This window comes from Streptomyces sp. NBC_00829 (assembly GCF_045161795.1).
Lineage (GTDB): Bacteria > Actinomycetota > Actinomycetes > Streptomycetales > Streptomycetaceae > Streptomyces.
Genome location: NZ_CP108867.1, coordinates 930,810 through 953,714, shown reverse-complemented (window position 1 = coordinate 953,714; position 22,905 = coordinate 930,810). Strand labels below are relative to the sequence as shown.

23 protein-coding genes, 1 tRNA gene and 2 pseudogenes are annotated in these 22,905 nt (G+C 71.6%); 19 read left to right on the top strand and 7 right to left on the bottom strand.

Features of this window, described 5'->3' with window-relative positions:
- Positions 1-433: 433 nt before the first annotated feature.
- Positions 434-1,657: a cytochrome P450 gene (locus OG293_RS03965; RefSeq protein ID WP_405997359.1), complete on the top strand. Its 1,224-nt coding sequence runs from the start codon at positions 434-436 to the stop codon at positions 1,655-1,657.
- A gap of 51 nt (positions 1,658-1,708) precedes the next feature.
- Here the strand turns inward: OG293_RS03965 and cobF are convergent, their stop codons facing one another.
- The gene (gene cobF / locus OG293_RS03960; protein WP_405997358.1) at positions 1,709-2,464 is read right to left on the bottom strand and encodes a precorrin-6A synthase (deacetylating); all 756 of its coding nucleotides are present in this window, start codon (positions 2,462-2,464) and stop codon (positions 1,709-1,711) included.
- A 71-nt stretch (positions 2,465-2,535) separates the two neighbouring features.
- Here cobF and OG293_RS03955 point away from each other — a divergent pair, with 71 nt between their 5' ends.
- The 3 genes from OG293_RS03955 to OG293_RS03945 are packed head-to-tail and all read left to right on the top strand — an operon-like array spanning position 2,536 to position 5,293.
- A complete protein-coding gene (locus OG293_RS03955) occupies positions 2,536-3,246 on the top strand; it encodes a (Fe-S)-binding protein (RefSeq protein ID WP_405997357.1) in 711 nt (236 codons plus the stop codon).
- Positions 3,243-4,661, top strand: coding sequence for a LutB/LldF family L-lactate oxidation iron-sulfur protein (locus tag OG293_RS03950; protein WP_405997356.1), 1,419 nt, complete (start codon positions 3,243-3,245; stop codon positions 4,659-4,661). The genes OG293_RS03955 and OG293_RS03950 overlap by 4 nt, the downstream gene beginning before the upstream one ends.
- Positions 4,658-5,293: a lactate utilization protein C gene (locus tag OG293_RS03945; protein WP_405997355.1), complete on the top strand. Its 636-nt coding sequence runs from the start codon at positions 4,658-4,660 to the stop codon at positions 5,291-5,293. Before OG293_RS03950 ends, OG293_RS03945 begins: the two co-directional genes overlap by 4 nt.
- Here OG293_RS03945 and OG293_RS03940 read toward each other — a convergent pair.
- Positions 5,282-5,767 carry a DUF309 domain-containing protein gene (locus OG293_RS03940; RefSeq protein WP_405997354.1) on the bottom strand — a complete coding sequence of 162 codons (486 nt, stop codon included), beginning with the start codon at positions 5,765-5,767 and terminating at the stop codon, positions 5,282-5,284. The genes OG293_RS03945 and OG293_RS03940 overlap by 12 nt on opposite strands.
- A gap of 356 nt (positions 5,768-6,123) precedes the next feature.
- Here OG293_RS03940 and OG293_RS03935 point away from each other — a divergent pair.
- The 3 genes from OG293_RS03935 to OG293_RS03925 all read left to right on the top strand — a co-directional run bounded on the left by OG293_RS03935 (position 6,124) and on the right by OG293_RS03925 (position 7,330).
- Positions 6,124-6,197, top strand: a tRNA-Pro gene (locus OG293_RS03935).
- Between the two features lie 270 nt (positions 6,198-6,467).
- A complete protein-coding gene (locus OG293_RS03930) occupies positions 6,468-6,656 on the top strand; it encodes a DUF6381 family protein (RefSeq protein WP_405997353.1) in 189 nt (62 codons plus the stop codon).
- A 497-nt stretch (positions 6,657-7,153) separates the two neighbouring features.
- Positions 7,154-7,330 (top strand): CsbD family protein, encoded by a 177-nt coding sequence (locus tag OG293_RS03925; protein WP_405997352.1) that lies wholly within the window; start codon positions 7,154-7,156, stop codon positions 7,328-7,330.
- 195 nt (positions 7,331-7,525) lie between these two features.
- Here the strand turns inward: OG293_RS03925 and OG293_RS03920 are convergent, their stop codons facing one another.
- Positions 7,526-7,753, bottom strand: a complete 228-nt coding sequence (locus OG293_RS03920) for a hypothetical protein (RefSeq protein ID WP_405997351.1) — start codon at positions 7,751-7,753, stop codon at positions 7,526-7,528.
- Between the two features lie 662 nt (positions 7,754-8,415).
- Here OG293_RS03920 and OG293_RS03915 point away from each other — a divergent pair.
- A complete protein-coding gene (locus OG293_RS03915) occupies positions 8,416-9,894 on the top strand; it encodes an AlkA N-terminal domain-containing protein (RefSeq protein ID WP_405997350.1) in 1,479 nt (492 codons plus the stop codon).
- A gap of 122 nt (positions 9,895-10,016) precedes the next feature.
- Here the strand turns inward: OG293_RS03915 and OG293_RS03910 are convergent, their stop codons facing one another.
- Entirely contained in the window at positions 10,017-10,439 is a 423-nt protein-coding gene (locus OG293_RS03910; RefSeq protein WP_405997349.1) for a DUF350 domain-containing protein, read from the bottom strand.
- A gap of 214 nt (positions 10,440-10,653) precedes the next feature.
- On the opposite strand from OG293_RS03910, the gene OG293_RS03905 reads away from it, so the two are divergent.
- The 4 genes from OG293_RS03905 to OG293_RS03890 all read left to right on the top strand — a co-directional run bounded on the left by OG293_RS03905 (position 10,654) and on the right by OG293_RS03890 (position 12,815).
- The gene (locus tag OG293_RS03905) at positions 10,654-11,241 is read left to right on the top strand and encodes a DoxX family membrane protein (protein ID WP_405997348.1); all 588 of its coding nucleotides are present in this window, start codon (positions 10,654-10,656) and stop codon (positions 11,239-11,241) included.
- 73 nt (positions 11,242-11,314) lie between these two features.
- Positions 11,315-11,731, top strand: a complete 417-nt coding sequence (panD, locus tag OG293_RS03900) for an aspartate 1-decarboxylase (protein WP_405997347.1) — start codon at positions 11,315-11,317, stop codon at positions 11,729-11,731.
- A 62-nt stretch (positions 11,732-11,793) separates the two neighbouring features.
- Positions 11,794-12,159: a GNAT family N-acetyltransferase gene (locus OG293_RS03895; protein ID WP_405997346.1), complete on the top strand. Its 366-nt coding sequence runs from the start codon at positions 11,794-11,796 to the stop codon at positions 12,157-12,159.
- Between the two features lie 20 nt (positions 12,160-12,179).
- Positions 12,180-12,815 carry an aspartate/glutamate racemase family protein gene (locus OG293_RS03890; protein ID WP_406003492.1) on the top strand — a complete coding sequence of 212 codons (636 nt, stop codon included), beginning with the start codon at positions 12,180-12,182 and terminating at the stop codon, positions 12,813-12,815.
- Between the two features lie 297 nt (positions 12,816-13,112).
- Here OG293_RS03890 and gndA read toward each other — a convergent pair whose 3' ends face one another.
- The gene (gndA, locus tag OG293_RS03885) at positions 13,113-14,555 is read right to left on the bottom strand and encodes an NADP-dependent phosphogluconate dehydrogenase (RefSeq protein WP_405997345.1); all 1,443 of its coding nucleotides are present in this window, start codon (positions 14,553-14,555) and stop codon (positions 13,113-13,115) included.
- 439 nt (positions 14,556-14,994) lie between these two features.
- Between gndA and OG293_RS03880 the strand changes: the two genes are divergently transcribed.
- Positions 14,995-16,005: an NADP-dependent oxidoreductase gene (locus OG293_RS03880; protein WP_405997344.1), complete on the top strand. Its 1,011-nt coding sequence runs from the start codon at positions 14,995-14,997 to the stop codon at positions 16,003-16,005.
- 12 nt (positions 16,006-16,017) lie between these two features.
- Positions 16,018-16,797 (top strand): SDR family oxidoreductase, encoded by a 780-nt coding sequence (locus OG293_RS03875; RefSeq protein WP_405997343.1) that lies wholly within the window; start codon positions 16,018-16,020, stop codon positions 16,795-16,797.
- A gap of 173 nt (positions 16,798-16,970) precedes the next feature.
- On the opposite strand, the pseudogene OG293_RS03870 reads toward OG293_RS03875, so the two are convergent.
- A pseudogene (locus tag OG293_RS03870) lies at positions 16,971-17,261 on the bottom strand (family 1 glycosylhydrolase); the annotation flags it as partial.
- A gap of 26 nt (positions 17,262-17,287) precedes the next feature.
- Here OG293_RS03870 and OG293_RS03865 point away from each other — a divergent pair.
- Both OG293_RS03865 and OG293_RS03860 read left to right on the top strand, forming a co-directional pair.
- Positions 17,288-17,735 (top strand): annotated as a pseudogene (locus OG293_RS03865) (sugar kinase); the annotation flags it as partial.
- An 89-nt stretch (positions 17,736-17,824) separates the two neighbouring features.
- On the top strand, positions 17,825-19,030 hold the full coding sequence (locus tag OG293_RS03860; RefSeq protein WP_405997342.1) for a transglycosylase family protein: 1,206 nt from the start codon (positions 17,825-17,827) through the stop codon (positions 19,028-19,030).
- Here the strand turns inward: OG293_RS03860 and OG293_RS03855 are convergent.
- Positions 18,932-19,984, bottom strand: a complete 1,053-nt coding sequence (locus tag OG293_RS03855; protein WP_405997341.1) for a DMT family transporter — start codon at positions 19,982-19,984, stop codon at positions 18,932-18,934. The two genes, OG293_RS03860 and OG293_RS03855, sit on opposite strands and share 99 nt — an antisense overlap.
- Before the next feature lie 222 nt (positions 19,985-20,206).
- On the opposite strand from OG293_RS03855, the gene OG293_RS03850 reads away from it, so the two are divergent.
- From OG293_RS03850 to OG293_RS03840, 3 genes are all read left to right on the top strand, one after another.
- Positions 20,207-20,896 carry a (2Fe-2S)-binding protein gene (locus OG293_RS03850; protein ID WP_405997340.1) on the top strand — a complete coding sequence of 230 codons (690 nt, stop codon included), beginning with the start codon at positions 20,207-20,209 and terminating at the stop codon, positions 20,894-20,896.
- 190 nt (positions 20,897-21,086) lie between these two features.
- Positions 21,087-22,250, top strand: coding sequence for a glycogen synthase (gene glgA / locus OG293_RS03845; RefSeq protein WP_405997339.1), 1,164 nt, complete (start codon positions 21,087-21,089; stop codon positions 22,248-22,250).
- A gap of 218 nt (positions 22,251-22,468) precedes the next feature.
- Positions 22,469-22,885 (top strand): ATP-binding protein, encoded by a 417-nt coding sequence (locus OG293_RS03840; RefSeq protein ID WP_405997338.1) that lies wholly within the window; start codon positions 22,469-22,471, stop codon positions 22,883-22,885.
- The last annotated feature ends 20 nt before the right edge of the window (positions 22,886-22,905 follow it).

Sequence of the window (22,905 nt, the reverse complement as noted above, 5' to 3'; positions counted from 1 at the left end):
CGCGGCTCCGAGGGAGGGGTCGGCCCGCTTCGCCGTGGGAAGGTCGCGGCGGCCACGCATCGGGCCGAGCGCCAGGAACAGCCGCAGCGGGCAAGCAGGCCCGTCATGAGCCACATCGTCGGGCGGGGCCGAGCAGTTCGGCGAGCGCGCCGTGGGGTTCCGTCGGCCCGGTGCCCGTGATCGTGTTCATGGCGGGATTCTTGTCGGCGGGGCAGCGGGCCGCACAGAACTATGGTCCAACCCTCCCCCCCTCCGCCTCTCCGCCGCCGTGGCGCGGCGGCCGGGTGTTCTGCGCCCAAGAGCGCGGCCCCGCCGCGGAGTTGAGCGGCGGGACACGGGCCCCAGGGGGCTCTTCCCGGCACGGAGGGCCTGAGGCACGATGGCCGCACGAACGGCTGTACCCACCAGAACCCTTCCGTCTTGGAGGCGCCGCGTGGCGAGCAATGATCACGCCAGGCTCGACGAGCTGCAACGCGATCCCTATCCGCTCTATGCGCGGGCGCGCCGGGCCGAGGGCCTGACCTTCGTACCCGAACTCGACGCCTGGCTCGTCGCGCGCAACGCGGACGTACGGGAAGTCCTGCGGCGCTCCGACGACTTCTCGTCGGCCCACGCGCTGCTCCCCGACGTCCTGCCGTCGCCCGACGCGCTGGAGGTGCTCGCCAAGGGGTATGGCAAGCGGCCCACCGTCGTCTCCACGGATGGCCCCGCCCACCAGCGCCACCGCGCCCCGCTCAACCGCGGCCTGTCCGCCGCCCGGATCGCCGCCCTCGTCCCGTACGCCACGGAGTGCGCCGAAGCGCTGGTCGGCACCTTCGAAGCCGACGGCCGTGCCGAGCTGATGGCGGCATACGCCCGGCGGTTACCCGGACAGGTCATCGGGCGGCTGCTCGGCTTCGACCCCGAGGATGTGCCGCAGGCGGTCCACGGCGGTTACCGCGCCGAGGAGCTGCTCTTTCGGCCGCTGGACCCCGAGGAGCAGATACGCGCGGCCGAGGACGTCGTCGCGCTGCAACGGCTGCTCGATCAGTACATACGGAACCGGCGTGCGAGCCCGCGTGATGATCTCCTGTCCGGACTGGTCGCCGCGCTCGCGCCCGGAGTGGGCGAGCTCACCCTCGACCAGCGCCATGAGCTCGTGTCGAACGTGCAGAACCTTCTGATCGCCGGCCATCTGACCACCACCGCCCTCATCGGTTCCACGCTGCTGCATCTGCTGCGTGACCGGCGGCAGTGGGAGCTGATCCGCGCGGACCCCGCGTTGATTCCGGGCGCGGTCGAGGAGGCCGCACGATACGACACGCCCGTCCAGGGCTTCCGGCGGACGACGACGCGGCCGGTCGCCGTTGCCGGCACCGAACTCCCAGCCGGAGCGACCGTGTTCGTCGCATTCGGCTCCGCCAACCGCGACGAGGACTGCTACGAGCGGCCGGACGATTTCGACGTCACCCGTCCCCTCTCGCGGCAGCACGTCGCCTTCGGCCACGGGCCCCACGGATGCCCCGGGTCGCAGCTCGCCCGTGAGCAACTCCGGCTGACGATCGAGCTGTTCGCCCGCAGACTGCCCGGACTGCGGATCGATGAGAGCAAGCCGCCGGCCGTGATGCGGCCCACCCTCATCCACCGCTCGCCCGAAGCGCTTCACCTCGCCTGGTGAAACGTCCCGTCCCGACGCGCCGAGCGCGTCGGGACGAGGATCCCGCGCCCCTCAGTCGCGGCGCAGCAGATAGGTGTCCATGATCCAGCCCTTGCGGGCCCGCGCCTCGGCCCGCAGCTCCTCGATCCGCCCCGACACCTCCGCGAGCCGCCCCGACACCAGGATCTCGTCCTCCGTGCCCACGTAGGCGCCCCAGTAGATGAAGAGGTCCTGGTCGAGATGGCGGGTGAACGCCTGCCGCGCGTCGAGCATCACGACCACGTCGTCCACGCCCTCGGGCCAGCCCTCGGCGAGCCGACGGCCCGTGGTGATCTGAACCGGGCGGCCGACCCGGTTCAGCCCGGTGCGGTGCCGGGCCAGCAGCGCCGAGATACTGCTGACGCCCGGTACCACCTCGTGCTCGAAGGCGACCGAGCCCCGGCCGGCGACCTCCTCCAGGACCGCGAGCGTCGAGTCGTACAGCGCGGGATCCCCCCACACCAGGAACGCACCGCACTCCGTCTCACCGAGCTCCTCGGCGATGAACCGCTCGTACAGATCGGCCCGGCGGTGGCGCCAGTCGTCGACAGCGGGGGAGTAGTCCGATGTTTGCCGGTCGCGCTCGGGGTCGCGTGCCTCAACGAGACGGTATGAACGGTCCTCGACATGCGCGTCGAGGATGTCCCGCCGCAGCCGCGTCAGATCCGCCTTCTCCTCACCCTTGTCGAGGATGAAGAACGCATCCGCCTTGTTCAGCGCCTTGATCGCCTGCAACGTCAGATGGTCGGGGTCGCCCGCCCCGATGCCGATCACATAGATCTTTCTCACTCTCCGAGTCTGCCGCACCCGGCTGACGCGGAGACCTACCGGGGCCGCCGGTCGGGGCATATCCTCCGACCATGCGTGTCGCACTCTTCGTCACATGTGTCAACGACGCGGTGTATCCGGCCACGGGCATCGCGACGGTACGGCTACTGGAGCGGCTCGGGGTGGAGGTGGACTTCCCAGCCGCGCAGACCTGCTGCGGTCAGCCGCAGTACAACACCGGCTACCGCAGAGAGACAGAGCCCCTGGTGCGCCGGACGGCACGCGCCTTCGAGGGGTACGAGTACGTGGTGACACCGTCCGGGTCGTGCGCGGCGATGGTGCGGGAGCACTATCCGGCATTCGGGGAGACGGCGCTTCCGTCGCGTACGTACGAACTGACGGAGTTCCTGGTGGACGTGCTCGGGGTCACCGACGTCGGCGCGTACTTCCCGCACACCGTCACCTACCACCCCTCCTGCCACGGAGTGCGCGCGCTGGGGCTCGGGGAGCGCCCCCGCAGGCTCCTCGAAGCCGTCAAGGGGCTGGAGCTTCGGGAGCTGCCCGGCGCCGAGGAGTGCTGCGGCTTCGGCGGCACCTTCGCCGTCAAGAACGCCGCCGTCTCCGCAGCCATGGGCCGCGACAAGGTCCGCAACGCCCTCTCCACCGGCGCCGAGGTGCTCTGCGGGGCCGACAACTCCTGTCTGATGCACCTCGGCGGCATCCTGCGCCGCCAGGACTCCCCCCAGTGCGCCCTGCACATCGCCGACATCCTCGCGAGCACCGAAGAGGAGCCCCTGCTGTGAGCGGTACGTATCTCGGCATGCCGTCCTTTCCCCGCGCAGCCGCGGAGGCCGTCAACGACGCGACGTTGCGCGCCAACCTCCGGCACGCCACGCACACCATCCGCGACAAGCGCGCCCGGGCGGTGGCGGAACTCGAGGACTGGGCCCTGCTGCGCGAGGCGGGAAAGCAGATCAAGAACCACACGCTCCGCCATCTCGACCGCTATCTGGAGCAGCTGGAGGCGGCGGTCACCGCGGCCGGGGGGACCGTCCACTGGGCCGCCGACGCCGACGAGGCCAATCGGATCGTCGCCGGCCTGGTCAAGGCGACCGGCGAGAGCGAGGTCGTGAAGGTCAAGTCGATGGCCACCCAGGAGATCGGCCTCAACGAAGCCCTGGAGGCCGAGGGCATCGCGGCGTACGAGACCGATCTCGCCGAACTCATCGTGCAGCTCGGCCACGACCGCCCCTCCCACATCCTCGTCCCCGCCATCCACCGCAACCGCGGCGAGATCCGCGACATCTTCCGCAAGGAGATGGGCCATTGGGGAAGGGCGGCTCCCGAGGGGCTCGCCGACACCCCCGCCGAACTCGCCGAGGCCGCCCGCCTCCACCTGCGGGAGAAGTTCCTGCGCGCGAAGGTCGGCGTCTCCGGGGCCAACTTCATGGTCGCCGAGACCGGCACCCTCGTCGTCGTCGAGTCGGAGGGCAACGGCCGGATGTGCCTGACCCTCCCCGAGACCCTGATCTCCGTCGTCGGCATCGAGAAGGTGGTGCCCACCTGGCGCGATCTGGAGGTCTTCCTCCAGACGCTGCCGCGCTCCTCGACCGCCGAGCGAATGAATCCCTACACCTCGATGTGGACCGGCACAGCCGACGCGGACGGACCGCGGACCTTCCATCTGGTCCTGCTCGACAACGGCCGTACCCAGACCCTCGCCGACGAGGTCGGCCGCCAGGCCCTGCGCTGCATCCGCTGCTCCGCCTGTCTCAATGTCTGCCCGGTGTACGAGCGGGCGGGCGGTCATGCGTACGGCTCCGTCTACCCCGGTCCGATCGGAGCCATCCTCAGCCCCCAACTCCGTGGAATCCAGAGCGAGATCGACGCGTCACTGCCGTACGCCTCCTCGCTCTGCGGGGCCTGCTACGAGGTGTGCCCGGTCGCCATCGACATCCCCGAGGTGCTCGTCCACCTGCGTGAGAGGGTCGCCGACCGGGGAGGCAAGGGGCACCGCATCGAAAAGGCCATGATCAAGGCCGCGGGCTGGGTTCTCGACCATCCCGCCGCGCTCGCCGCGGGCGAGAAGGCGGCCGGGACGACCCGCCGACTGCACCCGAAGAGGCTGCCGGGAGCCGGGGCCTGGACCGCGGACCGTGAACTGCCGGAACTGCCCGCCCAATCCTTCCGTGACTGGTGGAAGAAGAACCGCCGATGAGCAACTCCTCGCGTGAGCGCATCCTCGCCCGCGTCCGCGCCGCCGTCGCCGACGCGCCGGAGGCACCGGAGGCCGCCCGGGACTATCTGGACAGCCACACACCCGACGACCCGGCCGTGATCCTCGATCTGCTGCACGAGAACCTTGTCGACTACCGGGCCCATGTGCACCGCTCCACCGAGGCCGAACTGCCCCGGCTGATCGCCGAGTTGCTCACCAGTCGCGGCGTCCGATCCGTCGCCGTTCCCGGCGGCCTGCCCACCGCCTGGCTCGCCGCGTCCGCCGTGGAGCAGCGCGGCGACGACGGACCCCTCACCCCGTACGAGCTCGATGCCGTCGACGCCGTGGTGACCGGCTGCGCCCTCGCGGTCGCCGAGACCGGCACGATCGTCCTCGACGCCGGCCCGGGACAGGGCCGCCGGGCGCTCACCCTCGTCCCCGACCTGCACATCTGTGTCGTACGGGCTCCGGACCAGGTGGTGGCGTCAGTGCCGCAGGCGATGCCCCGGCTCGATCCGACCCGCCCGCTGACCTGGATCTCCGGTCCGTCCGCGACCAGCGATATCGAGCTGGACCGGGTCGAGGGCGTCCACGGCCCCCGTACCTTCGACGTCGTCCTGCTACAGGACTGAGGTCAGCCGGGGAGACTCGGCGCCCGCGTCGACGGGACCGTCGAGGCGGGCCGCCAGCTCCCGGGCCCAGGCGGTCAGTCCGGCCACATCGATGGCGTACGGATCGTGGTACTCACCGATACGGTCGGCTCCCCGCAGGAGCAGCCGCGCGCCGCCCGCGGTATTGCCGCGGGCGGCGTGCGTGAGCCCCACCGCGAGCTGGGCGAGTCCGCGCCAGAGTTCACGTTCGGCGTCGGGCCCGGACTTCCAGGCGTCCTCGAAGACCTCGTGCGCGTGAAAGGGCATGCCCGCGTCCAGGAGGCGCTGCGCCTCGGTGAGCGTCTGGCCGGGGGTGCGCACAACACCCTCGGGCTGCCGCTCGACCCCCGGCGTCCCGTATGGAAGGGGCCGCCCCAGCCCGTCGCGCGGCCGGGCGTTTCGGGCGCGGCCCTCGGAGTCGCGGTCCCTGCGTGCCGTGTCGTCTTCCGTGTCCACGTCTCGATTGTCCCCCGGGCCGCCGGGGTGGTGCCGGTGAGGAGTCGGCTCAGGCCTCGGCCTGGGTGCCGGTTCAGGTGTCGGCTCGGGCTCCGGGCCGGGTGCTCCCGGTCGAGGACGCCGAACCGCGGCGACGACGGCCCGGACATGGTCCACGCGTGCCGCCACCGCGGCGAAGACGCGGTCCCCGGGGACCTTCGGACACAGGTGCGGGCGCCTGGCTGGAACGCGGCCGGACCGGTCGACACTGCGGCGGCTCAGGGGACATGACCGCAGGCGGGGCGTCCGACGGGCCCCGCGGAGTGAGGTAGTGTTCTCTTGCGCGCCCGGCAGGGAAACCGGATGGAACCGCGCATCGGGACGTGGCGCAGCTTGGTAGCGCACTTGACTGGGGGTCAAGGGGTCGCAGGTTCAAATCCTGTCGTCCCGACTTTTCGAAGTCGCAGATCAAGGGGCCTTTTCAGAGCAATCTGAAACGGCCCCTTGATTGTTTTGGGGAGCAGTGCGTGGACGGCCGGCGCAACCGAAACGCATGCCGGCCGGGACCGCCACGCCGAGGGTGGTGGCGAAGCAACTCGCCACCGCAAATGCGCCGGATCGGGCGCTGGTTGCGGTGCGTGACCGTTCGAGATGCGGGTGTCACGAGGCGCTGGTTCGCTGAAGGGGTCCGCTCTTCCCGACCGTCCAAGGAGTGACGACGATGAGCGTTGCAGGTGAATCCGGTGGCCGAGTCCGTCAGATGCGCGAGAAGGCCCAGCAGATGAACGAGGCAGCGGAGCGCATGACCGACCCGCAGGAGCGCAAGCGGCTCCAGGAGAAGGCCCGGAAGCTGCAGGAGCAGAGCGAGCAGGAGAGCGGCATGGGCGGCGGGGGCACCTCCCCGCGGTAGTCGCCCACGCCCACAAGCGGCTGATGGCCCGTGCAGACCGCCGGGCCATCAGTCGCTGCTCTTTGTGCTGCCCGATGAGAACAGTGAGAACGGTGAGAACGTGGGGATATTTCACCGTACTCCGGGCGCGCCCGATGAAGGCCGACGTGGACGGCGGGGCGCATCCCGTCGAGACGCCCACGAACGACGTGAGGCCCGTGCGAGCGGCGTTCCTCATCACCCCGGAGGGGTCGAGCGGATCGAACTCACCGAGCCGCGGCGGGCGCTCGCCGACGCGGGCGGCGAACCGGAGCTGCTCCCGGGGGAGTCCGGGCGTGCGAGGGCTTTCCATCGCCTCGACAAGGCCGGGACGCCACCGGCCGACAGGGTCTTCTCCGAGGCCTTCGTCCCGGAGTTCGCAGGCTGAGTCAATCGTCACGTTATGCGTCCGTTTGCGCACTGACGGCGATGGGCGCAAGGTGGATACGCCGATCCACCCACACGAAAGGACAACCGTCATGGGTAAGGGCAAGGCAAAGGCGAAGCAGGCCAAGGGCCGCATGAAGGAGACCGCGGGCAGGGTCATGGACGACCGCGGTACGCAGGCCGAGGGCAGCGGCGAGCAGCTCATGGGCAAGGCCCAGGAGTCCGCGCAGCGGGTTGCCGAGCGGGTCCAGAAGCCGTCAGCCCGGTAGATCTGCCGGGCGGGGCTGTGCGCCTGGGGGCGATCGCCCCCAGGCGCAGCTGTGTCCCAGTCCCTTTTGTCTCCGGTCTTGCCGATGACCCTCGGTTGACCGGTCGGGCAGGGCATCGAATCGCGTGGCACTGACAATGGCCGGTCCGCCGCCCCGGGGCCCGGGTGGGCCCAGCGGCCCCCCGGGTGTGCCGGCTCACGGCGTGATCTCCAGGGGCTCGTACTCGTGCGGCCGGTCGCCGACCCACTCCGTCCAGGTCGGGTCGTCGAGAAGGGCGTCGGCGTCCGGCAGCCCGGCTCGGCGAAGAAACTCCAGCAACTGCAGGTCGGAGTGTGCGAGACCCATGATCTGGTCACGCACGGTGACCCGGCGGCCACCCGACGGGGAGATGCGGTGCACGACGATCGGTGGGTGTACGGCCATGTCTCAAGCGTCCATCCCCAAGGGTCCGGCGGCATCCGGACAGGCATGACGGTACTGGCACCGTGCATGGTCACCCTTGGTGAACCCGTGTACAGGCAGTCGCCCGCACGGCGGGAACTCGGACGCGCAACCGTCCCCCAGCAGGTCAACGGCCCGGCGCCGCCGCGCCGTTGAAGCGCAGGATCTGTGCCATGGGACCGGTGACCGGACGGCACGATCGCCAGCGCGCCGACGATCAGCGCCACACCGCCGAGGTGCCACCACACGCTGACCGAGTTGAGCAGGCTGACCGGCCGCACCCCGAAGAGGTTCGCGCGCGCTGTTCGAGGCACGCCGGTGAGCCGCCCCGGGCGCCATGTCGACGTTCTCGTCGTCGGCGCCGCCCCACCCGTCGTGCCCCCGGCCCCCGCACGGCCGGTTCAGCCTCCGCACCGCCGAGCCACTGGTCCTCCCTACCCTCGTCGTCGTCCAGGACGGCAGAGTGCTGCACCGACAGTGCCTGCTGCGCCCGGCCGCGCCCTGCGCCTGTCCGTCGACTGGAGGCGCGGGGCCAACGACCCCGGCGGACCGGTGGTGATCACCGTGCGCTGACGCCCGGGGCCCCGAACGCCATGTCCGATTCCCGCCAGCCCCGCCCTGCGGAACCTGCCCATACTTGCCGTATGACCATCGGGGACCGTGGAGTCGAGGACAGCCGGTACGAGGCGGTGAGCAGCAGGGACGCCCGCTTCGACGGTGTGTTCTTCTTCGCCGTGTCCACCACCGGGATCTACTGCCGGCCCAGTTGCCCCGCGATCACGCCCAAGCGCCGGAACGTGACCTTCTACCGGACCGCCGCGGCCGCTCAGGGCGCGGGATTCCGCGCCTGCCGCCGCTGCCGCCCCGACGCCGTGCCGGGTTCGGCGGAGTGGAACGCCCGCGCCGATGTCGTCGGCCGCGCCATGCGGCTCATCGGCGACGGAATCGTGGACCGGGAGGGAGTGGCAGGCCTCGCCGAACGGCTCGGCTACAGCGCCCGCCAGGTCCAGCGTCAGCTGAACGCCGAGCTCGGCGCGGGGCCCATCGCCCTCGCACGCGCCCAGCGCGGCCACACGGCACGCGTCCTGCTGCAGACGACCACCATGCAGGCGGCGGAGATCGCGTTCGCGGCGGGGTTCGCGAGCGTACGCCAGTTCAACGACACCATCCGTGAGATCTACGCGGCCACCCCCGGTGAACTGCGCTCGGCCCGGCCGGGACGGTCCTCGCGCTTCGGCCCGGTCGCCCCCGTCAACGCCGCCGCGGGAGTGCCCCTGCGGCTCGCCCACCGCGGTCCCTACGCCGCGGTCGAGGTCTTCGACCACCTCGCCGCCCATGCGATCTCCGGCATCGAGGAGACCGTCGGCGAGCGCGGCTCCCGCATCCACCGGCGAACCCTGCGCCTGCCCGGCGGCCCCGCGGTCGCCGAGGTCGGCGAACAGCCCGGCCCGGGAGGCTGGCTCGAATGCCGGCTCCACCTCGCGGACCTGCGGGACCTGACGACCGCGACCCAGCGGGTGCGCCGCCTCTTCGACCTGGACGCCGACCCGTGCGCCGTCGCCGAACGCCTCGGCGCGGACCCGGCCCTGGCCCCTCTGGTCGCCGCACGCCCCGGGCTGCGCGCCCCTGGCGCGACCGATCCGCACGAGCTCGCGGTAAGGGCCGTGCTCGGCCGACAGGTGTCGGTGCCCGCCGGACGCCGGCTGGGTGCCGCGCTCGTGGCCGCGTACGGAGAGCTCCTGCCCGAGCCGAGCGGGGGACTGACACGCCTCTTCCCGCGCGCGGAAGACCTCGCGGAGGCATCCCTGAGCGAACTCGGCCTGCCCGACGCCCGTCGGTCGGCACTTCGCACACTGACGGCCGCACTGGCCGACGGCTCGGTCACGCTCGATCCGGGCGCGGACCGCGACGAGAGCGAACGGCAGCTGCTCGCCCTGCCGGGGATCGGTCCCTGGACGGCCGGTTACATCCGTATGAGGGGACTGGGCGACCCGGATGTGCTGCTGCCCGGGGACGTGGCGGTTCAGGCGGGGATGCGGCGCGCGGGAGCATCCGAGGAGGGTGCGCAGAGGTGGCGGCCCTGGAGTTCGTACGCGATGCATCACTTCTGGAACGCGTCGTGACGACGAGCACCTGACGCCGCTTCGTCACGTCACCCACAGCCTCGCCCGGGGGCTCCGGGCGAGCCACGACGATGTCGATTGCCGTACCGGTCGGGGCTTGGGTCCTGCGGTTCGGGGAGGCGTCAGGCGATGGACGCCGAAACGATGGCCGACACGGCGATGTTGCAGCACGCCGTGACCCACACCGCGGGATGCGGCTCCGGCTCGACCAGGGTGGCTCCGAGCTTGCCCGGCGTGACCAGGTCCACCACGAGGAACGCCACCGCCATCATCACCAGGCCCAGCAGACCGAACGCGGCGGTGGAGGCAAGACCCTTCCCGAAGTTCTCGTACGTCGTCCAGATCGAGGTGAACACGATGCCCCCGATGCCGAGCAGCGCTGAACTCAGCAGCAGGGCGGCGTTGCGGTTGCGGTCCTCCCATATCTGCCGGCCGAGCTTTCCGGGCGTCAGGACATCGATCAGGACGATGCCGAGGATCAGAAGGACTACCCCGAGGGCGCCGTACGCGCTCGCGCGGCCAAGTCCGTTGACGATGTCGCTCATTGAGGGGCCGGTCTCCATGTCGATGAGGTGATGCCGGTCAAGGGCGCGCAAAATCTACCGCACGGTTTCGGCCAGTGGATCACCAGTACCGCGTGCTCCGGTGTCACCGCAATGGAGCAGCACCGCAGCGGACGACCGCCCGGCCCGTACGAGAGTGGATCGGAGCGGGTCCTGTACCCGCGCCCACTCCCCCCATCCGCACCGGGAGAACGCCATGGCCCCGCTCAACCGACGTGACCTCGGCCTGCTCGTCCTGCGTGTCGGTACCGGCGCGGTCCTCGCCGCGCACGGCACACAGAAGCTGTTCGGATGGTTCGGGGGCGCCGGCATCGAAGGCACCGCCCAGGGCATGGAAGCCATGGGCTTCCACCCCGGCCGCGAGAGCGCGATCGCCGCCGGTCTCGGCGAGGCGGGCGGCGGGGCACTGCTCGCGCTGGGCCTGGCCACCCCGGCCGCAGGCGCGGCAGCGGCCGGCGCCATGGCCGGAGCGGTCTCGGTCCACGCCCCCGCGGGCTTCTTCAACCAGTCCGGAGGCTTCGAGTACCCGGCCTTCCTCGGCTTCACCGCGGCCGCCGTCGGCATCGCCGGAGCCGGCCGCTACTCCCTCGACCACGCGACCGACCACGTCCTGGACAAGCCATGGGTGGTGGCCGTGGCGTTCATCGGCAGCGCGCTCGCCGCGGCGGCCGTGGTCGGCAGCCGGGTGCAGGCCGCCCAGGAGGAGGCTCAGGGCCAAGACGATCACGACGAGCCGTCCGAGGACGCCTTCGAGGGACACCCCTCGGAGGGCACACAGGAGTAGTCGTACCCTGTGTGGCGTCGGCGCGTACCCCGCACGGGGGCGCGACCCTTTCGTCCCGCAGGAGTGTGACGCCGTGCTGCGCACCATGTTCAAGTCCAAGATCCACCGGGCCACCGTGACCCAGGCCGACCTCCACTACGTCGGGTCCGTCACCGTGGACGCGGCGCTGATGGAAGCCGCCGATCTGCTGCCCGGCGAACTCGTGCACATCGTGGACATCACCAACGGCGCCCGCCTGGAGACCTATGTCATCGAGGGCGAGCGCGGCTCCGGCGTCATCGGCATCAACGGCGCGGCCGCCCACCTCGTACACCCCGGTGACCTGGTGATCCTGATCAGCTACGCGCAGGTGGAGGACGCCGAGGCCCGCGCGCTGGTGCCCAGCGTCGTCCACGTCGACGCCGGTAACCGCATCGTCGACCTCGGCTCCGACCTCGGCGCCCCGGTGCCGGGCAGCGGCACCGAGCGCAGCCCGCACGCCGTCGTCTGACCCCTCCGCGGCCCGTCAGGCCCCGCGGATCTCCCCTCCCGCAGCCCGAAGGAGCAGTCGTCATGGCAGAGCCCGACATCCGGGACGACCGGCCCGGTGGTCTTCTCAAGGCGTACGCGGACGGCCGGGTGGCAGGCCGCATCGTCTACTTCACCCTCGACGTCTACTTCACCCTCGACGCCACCCCGCCCGCGCTGGTCGCCGTGCACACGGTGGTGGAGCCGGAGTACCAGGGCAGGGGCATCGCGGGCGCCCTGGTGCGGGAGTTCTACGCGATGGCGGCGCGTGCGGGCGTACCGGTCGTGCCGCTGTGTCCGTACGCCGCCACGTGGGCCGAGCGCCACCCGGACGAGGCCCCCGAGGCCCCGGCCGAGCTGGTGGGGGAGGCTCGGACGCAGTTGAAGGCCGACCACCCGGAGCTCTCGTAGTGCCGTCCGGGCCGTCCGCGGTGCTCGCGCTGCTGCACACCTCGTCGGCGCACGTCCCGGTCTTCGAGGCCCTGCGGGACGAGGACCACCCGGGTCTGCGGCTGCGCCATCTGGTGCGTGAGGATCTGCTGGCCAGGGCCCGCGAAGAAGGCCCCGAAGCCGTCGCCCCGGCCGTCGCCGGGCTGCTCGCGCGGGCCGTCGACGAGGGCGCGGGCGCCGTGCTGTGCACCTGCTCGACGATCGGCGGTGTCGCCGAGGCATGCGCAGGGGAGCTCGGGGTGCCGGTGCTGCGGGTCGACCGTCCGATGGCCGCGGAAGCGGCGACAGCGGCGCGGCGGATCGTGGTGGTGGCGACCCTGCGCAGCACCCTGGATCCGACCCTCGCGCTGATCCGCGAAGAGGCGAAGGGCCGGGACATCGGGCTGCGTGCCCTGCTGGTGGAGGGTGCTTGGGCGCTGTTGGAGGGGGGCGACCGCGAGGGGTATCTGGACGCGGTCGCCGCCGCGGTGGACCGGGTGGGTGACGCCGATGTCATCGTGCTGGCGCAGGCGTCGACGGCCGACGCGGCATCGCGTACGACGACTGCCGTCCCCCTGCTGTCCAGCCCCCGGCCCGGACTGCGGGCCGCCGCCGCATCCATGTCGTCCGGATCTTGACGCGTGGACCCGGCGCGCGTGGGCACGCGCATCGGGAGACATTGGGAACGCAAGACTCCGCACCTCTGGAGGTCCGGCATGACCCAGCCGCCCGTACCGCCTTCGCCCGTCCCGGCACCGGGCCCGCCCGGACCCACTCCGGGTCCGCTGCCCGGCCCGGGTCCGGTGCCGACGCCCCCGCCGCCTCCGGGGCCCGCGCCCGACCCCTTCCCGAGGCCGCCGGGCCCGGACCCCGCCCCGGCGCCCGAGCCGGAGCCGGCGCCCGGACCCGCCTGACCGTCCCGGCCCACGCGTCGGTCAGCCGGTGCTCACCTCGGAGCGGTCGCCGCCCCACAGGGTGTGGAACGAACCCTCACGGTCGGTCCGCCGGTAGGTGTGCGCTCCGAAGAAGTCGCGCTGCCCCTGGGTGAGTGCCGCGGGCAGCCGCTCGGCCCGCAGGGCGTCGTAGTACGCGAGGGCCGCCGAGAAGCCCGGCGTCGGGACGCCCTGCCGGGCGGCTGCCGCGACCACCTCGCGCCAGTCGTCCTGGGCCGCGCCGATCTCCTGCTCGAACTGCTTGTCCGAGAGCAGGCTCGGCAGGTCGCGCTGGGCGTCGTACGCCGCACGGATGCGGTCCAGGAACGCCGCCCGGATGATGCAGCCGGCGCGCCAGATCGCGGCCACCGAACCGAGGTCGATCCTCCAGTCGTACGCATCGCTGCCCGCCTGGATCTGGTGGAAGCCCTGGGTGTACGACACGATCTTGGAGGCGTACAGCGCCTGCTCGACCCGCTCGGCGAAGCGCGCGGCCTCGTCCGCGTCGAGCGGCCGCGCCGTCGGCCCCGGCAGCTGACGTGACGCCTCACGCAGATCCGCGTGTCCCGACAGCGAGCGGGCGAACACCGCCTCAGCGATCCCGGAGACCGGCACTCCCAGATCGAGCGCGATCTGGACTGTCCAGCGGCCGGTGCCCTTCTGTTCGGCCTGGTCCGTGACGATGTCGATGAACGGCTTGCCGGTGTCGGCGTCCGTGTGCGCCAGCACCTCCGCCGTGATCTCGATCAGATACGAGTCCAGACGGCCGGTGTTCCACGTGCGGAAGGTCTCGGCGATCTGCGCGGGGGAGTAACCGGCTACCGCTCGCAGCAGGTGGTACGCCTCGGCGATCAGCTGCATGTCGGCGTACTCGATGCCGTTGTGCACCATCTTCACGAAGTGACCCGCGCCGTCCGGCCCGATGTGCGCCACGGTCGGCGTCCCGTCGGGCGCCTTCGCCGCGATCTTCTCCAGCATCGGGCCCAGCGAGGCGTACGACTCGGCGGAGCCGCCCGGCATGATGCTCGGCCCGTGCAGCGCGCCCTCCTCGCCGCCCGAGATGCCCGTGCCCACGAAGTGGATGCCGCGCTCCCGCAGCTCCTTCTCCCGGCGCACGGTGTCGGCGAAGTGCGCGTTGCCGCCGTCGATGATGACGTCGCCCTCCTCCAGCAGCGGCGCGAACTCCTGGATCACGGCGTCCGTCGGATCGCCCGCCTTGACCATGATGACCAGACGGCGGGGCCGTTCCAGAGCCGCGACGAACTCCTCGGCCGACTCGGCGGCCACAAAGCCGCCCTCGTTGCCGAACTCCTCGACCAGCGCCCGCGTCTTCGCCGCCGTGCGGTTGTGCACGGCGACCGTGAAGCCGTTCCGGGCGAAGTTCCGGGCGAGGTTGCGCCCCATCACCGCAAGCCCCGTGACACCGATCTGGGCTGTTCCACTCATGCGTGTGCTCCTGGATGTCCGTCGAAAATCCCTGTCCGCCCCTACGCATACGTACAGGCGAAGCCAGCCATTCATTGATCCTCAAGCCCTGCGGATTCTTCCGCATTCCGGCCGGGCCCACCGGCCCGGGGCGGAGGTGTCCGCCCGCGGGCAACGTTTCGGGCGCTGCCCGGAAGCCGAGCGGGCAGCGCGCTCGGCTCCGGGTCCGGTCCGGCAGCGCCCCACCACCGCCCGAGGACGCACGCCACCGGGCCCCACCTCGCCGGTGATGTGACGCCGGCCACTCGCGCCGCCGGGACCACTTGCCTCCCGGCAGGGCAGCACCTAGCCTCACGACTACCACGTACCGACCAGTTGGTACGTTGTAGTCGCCCGAGTACCCCGCTGCGGCCTCGCGCCGCATGCCGGATTCGCCCACCACCGCCAAGGAGCCGCGGAGATGAGCCGCACCAACCGCCAACTGCGCCTGGCCGCACGCCCTGTGGGGCAGCCCCGGCCCACCGACTGGGAGCACGTCGAGGAGCCAGTGGGTGAGCCGGGCGACGGCGAACTTCTGGTGCAGGTGCTCTGTCTGTCGATCGACCCGGCGATGCGCGGCTGGATGAACGCGGGCAGGTCATACATTCCGCCGGTGGACATCGGCGCGGTGATGCGCGCCGGCGCCGTGGGCCGCGTCGTCGCCTCCCGGCACCCCGGGTTCGCGGTGGGAGACCACGTGTCTGGCTTGTTCGGTGTCCAGGAGTACTGCGTCTCCGACGGGCGGGGTGTCACCAAGGTCGATCCGGCGCTGGCTCCGCTGCCCGTGCATCTCGGCCTGCTCGGCATGTCGGGCATGACGGCCTACTTCGGCCTGCTCGACATCGGGCGCCCGAAGCCGGGCCAGACCGTCGTGGTCTCCGGCGCGGCAGGCGCGGTCGGCAACGTGGTCGGCCAGATCGCCAAGATCCTCGGCTGCCGGGTCATCGGCATCGCCGGCGGCGAGCGCAAGTGCCGTTCGGTGGTGGAGGAGTTCGGGTTCGACGCCGCGATCGACTACCAGAGCGAGGATGTGCGCAAGGCTCTGCGCGAGCACGCGCCGGACGGTGTGGACGTCTACTTCGACAACGTCGGCGGCGACATCCTCGACGCGGTGCTGACCCGGCTGGCGCGCGGCGCCCGGATCGTCATCTGCGGCGCGATCTCCCAGTACAACAACACCGAGCCGGTCAAGGGCCCGAGCAACTACATGTCGCTGCTGGTCAACCGCGCCTCCATGACCGGCATGGTGGTCTTCGACTACGCCGACCGCTACGCCGAGGCCGTCAAGGAGCTCGCCGGATGGCAGGCGGAGGGGCGGCTGAAGTCGGTGGAGGACGTGGTCTCCGGCGGAGTCGGGACATTCCCCGAGACCCTGCTGCGGCTGTTCCGCGGTGAGAACCTCGGCAAGCTCGTGCTCAAGATCGCGGAGTAGGGGGTGGCAGCCATGGAGCTCGAAGACGCAGGTGTGGTCGTCACGGGTGCCGGGTCGGGGATCGGGGCGGCGCTCGCCCGCCGGTTCGCCGCCGCGGGGGCCCGGCTGGTGGTCAACGATCTGGACGCGGCGGCAGCCGCCCGGGTGGCAGCAGAGGTCGGCGGACTCGCGGTACCGGGCGACGCGGGCGCTGAGGAGAGCGTGGCCGCCATGGTGAAGGCGGCGCGCGCCCACCTCGGCGAGATCGACCTCTTCTGCGCCAACGCGGGCATCGAGCCCGGCGGTGGGGAGCATGCCCCCGAGGATGTGTGGGACCAGGTCTGGCAGGTGAACGTCATGGGCCACGTGCGGGTCGCGCGTCAGCTGATCGGCCCGTGGCTGGAGCGGGGGCGTGGTCACTTCCTGGCCACGGTCTCCGCCGCCGGCCTGCTCACCCACCTCGAATCGGCCCCCTACTCCGTTTCCAAGCACGGCGCGCTGGCCTTCGCCGAGTGGCTGTCGGCCACCTACGGCGACCGGGGTCTGACGGTCCAGGTCGTGTGCCCGCTGGGTGTCCGCACCGAGATGTACGAGAAGACCGGCGGTGCAGCGAAGGCGGTGCTGGGCGGCACCGTCCTCGAACCCGAGCAGGTCGCCGACTCCGTGATGGAGGGGCTCGCGGACGGGCGGTTCCTCATCCTTCCCCACGCGGAAGTACGGGACCACTACGCCTTCCGGGCAACCGACACCGAGCGGTGGCTCCGCGGGATGCGGCGCCTGCGGCGGCGCATCGACGAGGCCGCGACCGGCTGAGCCGGGTCTCGGAGGGCCCGCCCCCGACCGATGCGCCGAGGAACTCGTGCACCGGGCCCGCGCCTCGTGGCCGGAGCGGGCGGCGGAGGCCGGTGACGAAGAGAATCCGGGTCGGACGGTGTCCGACCCGGATTTCTTCGTCGGCCCACGGATGACGAGTCCGCCCGGGACCAGGCCGCCCGGCGCGCCCGGAGCGCCGCCGAGCGGATGATGCCCGCGTACCGGTGCCCGCTCCCCTTGATGGTGCGGCGCTGCGTCGGGTAGTCGACATGGACGAGCCCGAACCGCTTGTCGTGGCCGTACGCCCACTCGAAGTTGTCCATCAGCGACCACGCGAAGTACCCGGCGACCGGGGCCCCTTGGCGTGCGGCGCGTCCGCACGCGGCCAGATGCTCCTCCAGGTACCGGGCGCGGTCCGGGTCGTCGACGGTCCCGTCCGCGCGGACGTCCGAGTACGCCGAGCCTCCCGCGCACCCTGCTGCGGGTCGCGCCCACCGCTGGACTGCTGATCGGCATCGGCGTCCCCGGCATCATCGAGCAGGGCGCGCATGGCGCGATCGTGTACGGCCAGACCATCGGCTGGAGTGCCGTGCCGTTCGAGAAGCTGCTCCGGGAGGCTGTCGAAGTACCCGCCGACGTACCCCTGTTCATCGACACCGGCGCCAAGACCCTCGGCCAGGCCGAGATGTGGTTCGGCGGCGGGCGCGGCTCCCGTGAGCCTCATCGGTGGCTGGGCCGGGCTGCTCATCGGCCCGCACCTGCTGACCGAGGTGCGTCGGTACGCCGGGGAGTACGCCCTGCGGCACGCCGCCCACCGCACCGGCATCGAGCTGGGACGGCTCGGACCGGACGCGGTCACCGTCGGCGCGGCGACCCTGCCGCTCGCCGACTTCCTGGCGCGAGGGGGCGGCCGTCCGTCCTCAGTGCGCCGGGCCTGAAGCCTTGTCACGGTCCGTGCCCAGCACCTAGGTTGCCGCTTGCTACGTGACTGCATGCGTGACCAACATGTCAGTGGGGGAGTTTCACCATGGCCGCAACCGGTCGGCACCGCCGATACCAGCCGAGCCGCATCAATCGTGCATCTCTGACGGTGACCGTGGGCGGGGCGGGGATGGCGCTACCGCTCATCGGCGCGGGCACCACCCATGCCGCGTCGGTGGACGTCTGGGAGAAGGTCGCGGCCTGCGAGTCCACCAGCAACTGGAAGATCAACACGGGCAACGGGTACTACGGCGGGTTACAGTTCACCCAGTCCACCTGGGAGGCGTACGGCGGCAGGCAGTTCGCCCCGCGCGCGGACCTCGCCAGCAGGGACCAGCAGATCGCCATCGCCGAAAAGGTCCTCAAGGGCCAGGGACCCGGCGCGTGGCCCGTCTGCTCCGACCGCGCCGGCCTCACCCGCCAAGGCGCTGCCCCCGAGATCGCGCCGGCCAAGGGGCAGGAGGCCAAGGGCCAGCGCAGGGCGCCCGCGCCGCGCAAGCCCGCCGCACCCCGCAAGGCCACCCCGACCACCGTGCCCACCCACCGCGAGGGCTACACCGTCGCCCTCGGAGACTCGCTTTCCAGGATCGCGAACGCCGAGGACGTCGTCGGCGGCTGGCACCGGCTGTACACGCAGAACCGCACCGTGATCGGAAGCGATCCGGATCTGATCCGCCCCGGCCAGAAGCTGATCCTGCGTATCGAGGTGCCCGGCAAACAGAAGCCGCAGACGCAGCCGAGGCCCAGGCCGCGGGAGCAGCGCCCGCACCAGGAGAAGCCGAAGCAGCAGGCCAAGCCCAGGCAGCACCCTGCCAAGCAGGTGCACGCGGCCGCGCCGGCCCACCGGGGCGGACTCAGCGCGCCGGTGGACGCGAACCCCGGCACCCCGTACCGCAAGGCCGGATCCTCCTGGGCCAGTGGCTACCACACCGGCGTGGACTTCCCTGTCGCCACCGGAACCTCCGTCAAGGCCGTCGCGGCCGGCCGTGTCGTCTCGGCCGGCTGGGGCGGAGCCTATGGCTACCAGGTCGTCATCCTTCACAATGACGGCAAGTACAGCCAGTACGCCCATCTGTCGGCGCTCACCGTGCGTTCCGGCCAACAGGTCGGCAGCGGCCAGCGGATCGGCCGGTCCGGGTCCACCGGCAACGCCTCAGGGCCGCATCTCCATTTCGAGGTTCGTACGGGTCCGGGATACGGGTCCGACATCGATCCCGTCGCCTACCTGAGGTCCGGCGGAGTCTCGCTCTGAGGGGAGCACCCGCGCGTCGGTGTGGAGCAGACGCGGCTCCCGGCGGCGCGCAGGCTGCCGGGAGGGGCGCGCCGGTGACGCCGATGAGCGCACCTTCGCCTCGGCCTCGGCCGCCGCCTCGGCCCGCGTCGCCTTGATCCGCTCCGTCGTGAGCAGGATCAGCCCGCTCGCCGCGACGACGCCGAAGGCGAGGGCGCACACGGTTCCCGGCACGCCGTACCGGAAGGACTCGCCGAACATCGTGAGGCCGACCGCCGCGGCGACCACGGGGTTGACGACCGTGACCGTGGCCAGCGGGGCCGCGAGGCCCGCGCCGCGGTAGGAGGCCTGGGAGAGCAGCAGACCTCCGATGGCCAGCGCGGCGATCACCAGCAGGCTGGGCCACTGGGCCAACGGCGAGGACCACGACCAGTCCACCGCGACGGTCTTGGTGAACACCGAGGCGATGCCGAAGGCCGTACCTGCGGCGGCGGCCAGCAGCACACTGCGGATGATCGGCCGGTTCACGGTCTGGGCGACCAGGAAGAGCAGCGCCACACCGCCCAAGGTCGCTCCGGCCAGCACCCCGCGCTGCCCGCCGTCCAGTGAGTGGGACTCCGCCGTGCCGGTGAGCGCCAGCAGGCCCGCGAGACCGACCGTCGCCGTGATCGCGCCGCGCCAGGCGGCGGCACCGGCCTTGCGGTGGACGAACAGCGCGGCCATCGGCAGGGCGAAGACGATCGTCAGCGCGCCGAGCGGCTGGACCAGACTCAGCGGGCCGTACGCCAGTGCCACGACATGCAGGAGGGCGCCGAGGCCGTTGAGGGCGACGGCGACCCACCACGCGGCATGGTGCAGCGGGGCGTACGGACGGGCCGATGTGGAGGCAGCGACATGCTCCTGCATGATCGCCCCGGCCGCGTAGGCGACCGCGGAGACCAGGGACAGCACCACGGCCAGCGCGAGGGAACTCATAGGGACCACGATCTCCCTCTTCAGCGTTCGCGTCGTCGTCCTTGAGCAGGCACTTGGACGTACTGCCGACGTAGTACGAGCCTAGGTCAAAAGTCCCCCTTGCGACGGGTGGGCAGGTCAGCGGGGGTGAGCTGTGCCGACGCTATCGCTACGGTGGCGGGCGGGGACAGCGGGGGACAAAGGGCTGACACGAAGCTGACGGCAGAAGGGCGGAACGTGGGCGTGGACCTGCACGAGGTGGGGTCCGTGGGCGGATTCTTCGCCTTGCGGACCGGGGAACCCGGCGAGGGGCATATGCCGCTGGCTCGGTTGTACGCGGGCGACTCCGTCCCCCTCAAGGACCGGGTCGACACGGTCGCCACACGGCTGCGGACCCCCGAGCGCCGGGTCGCCGCCTCGGTCGCGCACCTCGGGCTCGCGGCCCGGCTCTGGTCCGTGGCCCTCGGGTCCGCCGCGATCAACGGAGAGCTTCCCGACCTGGATCCGGCCGGTCTGCTCTGGGACCCGCGGCTCGGCTCGCCCGACGATCTGTGCCTGACCGGCTCGGGCACCCTTCAGGCGAGCGCCGACACGGTCCGCGAGGCGGTGCAGTACGGCCATCTCGTCCCGCTCGCCGACGCGCTCACCGCCGACACCCGGATCTCACGGCGGCTGCTGTGGGGCAACGCGGGCTCCGCGCTCGCCGGAGCCGTACGCGAACTGCGGGCCTGGGCGCTGCGCGGCGGGCGCACCGACGTGGCGCAGCGCACCTCGGCGCTCGCCGTCGGACTCTTCGCCCACCCCGATCTCTCGGACACGGTCGCGGGCCCCGCCATGCGGCGGCGCACCTGCTGTCTCTACTACCGCTGCCCCGGCGGCGGTCTCTGCGGCGACTGCCTTTTCGACCACCCGCCCCGGCGGTCCGCCCGATGAGCGGACCGAAGCCCACCCACGCCGATCGACGCCGACGGATGCGGAGTGACACTGACCGTGCTCTTCCCCGCACGCCCTCGGTGAGTGACCATCATGGAGTGCTGTTTCTTCCCGGGGGCCGACCCCCGGACTCCTGGCTGCGCATCGGGCCGCCGGGTCCGAGCCGAACGCCTTCGCGAGGTGATTACCGGTGAAGGTGGGACTGCTCACGCGCGAGTACCCGCCGGACGTCTACGGCGGCGCCGGAGTCCATGTGGAGTTCCTCGCCCGCGAATTACGTGCCCTCGCCGATCTCGAGGTGCACTGCTGGGGCGAGGGTGAGGCCGAAGGAGTCCTGCGCCACCGAGTCCTCGCCGGCCTGGAGAACGCCAACGACGCGCTGCGCGCCTTCTCCGTCGACCTGGCGATGGCCGCCGAACTGCACGGCCGTGATGTGGTCCACTCCCACACCTGGTACGCGAACCTCGCCGGACATCTCGCCAAACTGCTCTACGGCGTACCGCATGTGGTGACCGCCCACTCCCTGGAACCGCTGCGCCCCTGGAAGGCCGAACAACTGGGCGGCGGCTACGCGCTGTCCTGCTGGGCCGAACGCACCGCGATCGAGGCCGCCGACGCCGTGATCGCCGTCTCCCACCAGATGCGCGCCGACATCCTCGCCTGCTATCCGGCCCTCGACCCGGACCGCGTACGCGTCGTCCACAACGGCATCGACACCCGGATGTACCGCCCCGACGACGACACGGACGCGCTGGAGCGGATCGGGCTCGACCCGGACCGCCCCTTCGCCCTCTTCGTCGGGCGCATCACCCGCCAGAAGGGCGTGCCGCACCTGTTGCGCGCCGCCCGCTCCTTCGACCCGGAGACCCAGCTGGTGCTCTGCGCGGGAGCCCCGGACACGCCCGAGACCGGAGCTGAGTTCCGCGAGCTCTACGAGGAGCTGGACCGGGTACGGGACGGGGTCCACTGGATCCCCGAGATGCTTCCGCGCCCCCAGGTCATCCAACTGCTCAGCCACGCCGCGGTGTTCATCTGCCCCTCCGTGTGCGAGCCGCTGGGGATCGTCAACCTGGAGGCCATGGCCTGCGGCACGGCCGTCGTCGCGTCCGCGGTCGGCGGTATTCCGGAGGTCGTGGACGACGGACGCACCGGGCTGCTCGTGCCGTACGACGCCAGGCACCCGGAAGCCTTCGAGACCGGCCTCACCCAGTCGGTGAACCGGATTCTCGACGACCCGGACGGAGCCGCCAGGATGGGCGCGGCCGGACGGGAGCGGGCGGTGCGGGAGTTCGGCTGGGACCAGGTGGCCCGGCGGACGTACGAGGTGTACGAGGAGTTGCTCAAGCAGGCATAGGCAGGCAACCCCGGGCGTGACCAGGAGCAATGCACCATTTCCAAGAACGGCTTCATCGCACGTGGCAGGGGAGCGCCGGTGCTCTGAGGCCCGTGGCCGATTGCCGATCACGTCCCCGGGGAATCACAGGGGTGAGGGGCCTGTCGTTGCGCAAGCGATGGCCGGCGGCCGCCCTGCTCCGCCCTACTGGCTGATTCCTATCGGAACGGAGTGATGACATGCGTGCGCCCAGGCGCTCCCGTCGGCGCGCCGCACGCGCGACGTATCTCCTGCCACAGGCGGAGACGTCCGCTCGCTGGGCTCGGCATCTGACCACGACCTTCCTCACCCGAGGCTGCGGCGGCGGGGTGTCCGGCGACCAGGTCAAGGACGCGACGCTGGTCGTGTCCGAACTGGTCACCAATGCCACCCGGCACGGCCACAGCGGCTGCAGGCTGCGACTGCACGTCGACCCCGGGCTGGTCACCGTAGAAGTGGAGGACGACAGTCCGATATGTCCGAGACTGTGCTCCCCCCTGGAGACGGACGAGAGCGGGCGGGGCATCGTGATGGTGCGTGAGCTCACCCAGCACTTCGCCGTCAGATGCGGACCCGGCGGCGGCAAGACCGTACAGGCCGTGCTCGCCGCGTCCTGAGCGAGTGGCTCCGGCCGCCG

Coding starts and splice junctions, on each gene's coding strand:
- OG293_RS03955 (WP_405997357.1), top strand. CDS start 2,536: ATGCGTGTCGCACTCTTCGTCACATGTGTCAACGACGCGGTGTATCCG.
- OG293_RS03945 (WP_405997355.1), top strand. CDS start 4,658: ATGAGCAACTCCTCGCGTGAGCGCATCCTCGCCCGCGTCCGCGCCGCC.
- OG293_RS03930 (WP_405997353.1), top strand. CDS start 6,468: ATGAGCGTTGCAGGTGAATCCGGTGGCCGAGTCCGTCAGATGCGCGAG.
- OG293_RS03925 (WP_405997352.1), top strand. CDS start 7,154: ATGGGTAAGGGCAAGGCAAAGGCGAAGCAGGCCAAGGGCCGCATGAAG.
- OG293_RS03920 (WP_405997351.1), bottom strand. CDS start 7,753: ATGGCCGTACACCCACCGATCGTCGTGCACCGCATCTCCCCGTCGGGT.
- OG293_RS03915 (WP_405997350.1), top strand. CDS start 8,416: ATGACCATCGGGGACCGTGGAGTCGAGGACAGCCGGTACGAGGCGGTG.
- OG293_RS03910 (WP_405997349.1), bottom strand. CDS start 10,439: ATGAGCGACATCGTCAACGGACTTGGCCGCGCGAGCGCGTACGGCGCC.
- OG293_RS03905 (WP_405997348.1), top strand. CDS start 10,654: ATGGCCCCGCTCAACCGACGTGACCTCGGCCTGCTCGTCCTGCGTGTC.
- OG293_RS03895 (WP_405997346.1), top strand. CDS start 11,794: ATGGCAGAGCCCGACATCCGGGACGACCGGCCCGGTGGTCTTCTCAAG.
- gndA (WP_405997345.1), bottom strand. CDS start 14,555: ATGAGTGGAACAGCCCAGATCGGTGTCACGGGGCTTGCGGTGATGGGG.
- OG293_RS03880 (WP_405997344.1), top strand. CDS start 14,995: ATGAGCCGCACCAACCGCCAACTGCGCCTGGCCGCACGCCCTGTGGGG.
- OG293_RS03875 (WP_405997343.1), top strand. CDS start 16,018: ATGGAGCTCGAAGACGCAGGTGTGGTCGTCACGGGTGCCGGGTCGGGG.
- OG293_RS03860 (WP_405997342.1), top strand. CDS start 17,825: ATGGCCGCAACCGGTCGGCACCGCCGATACCAGCCGAGCCGCATCAAT.
- OG293_RS03855 (WP_405997341.1), bottom strand. CDS start 19,984: ATGAGTTCCCTCGCGCTGGCCGTGGTGCTGTCCCTGGTCTCCGCGGTC.
- OG293_RS03840 (WP_405997338.1), top strand. CDS start 22,469: ATGCGTGCGCCCAGGCGCTCCCGTCGGCGCGCCGCACGCGCGACGTAT.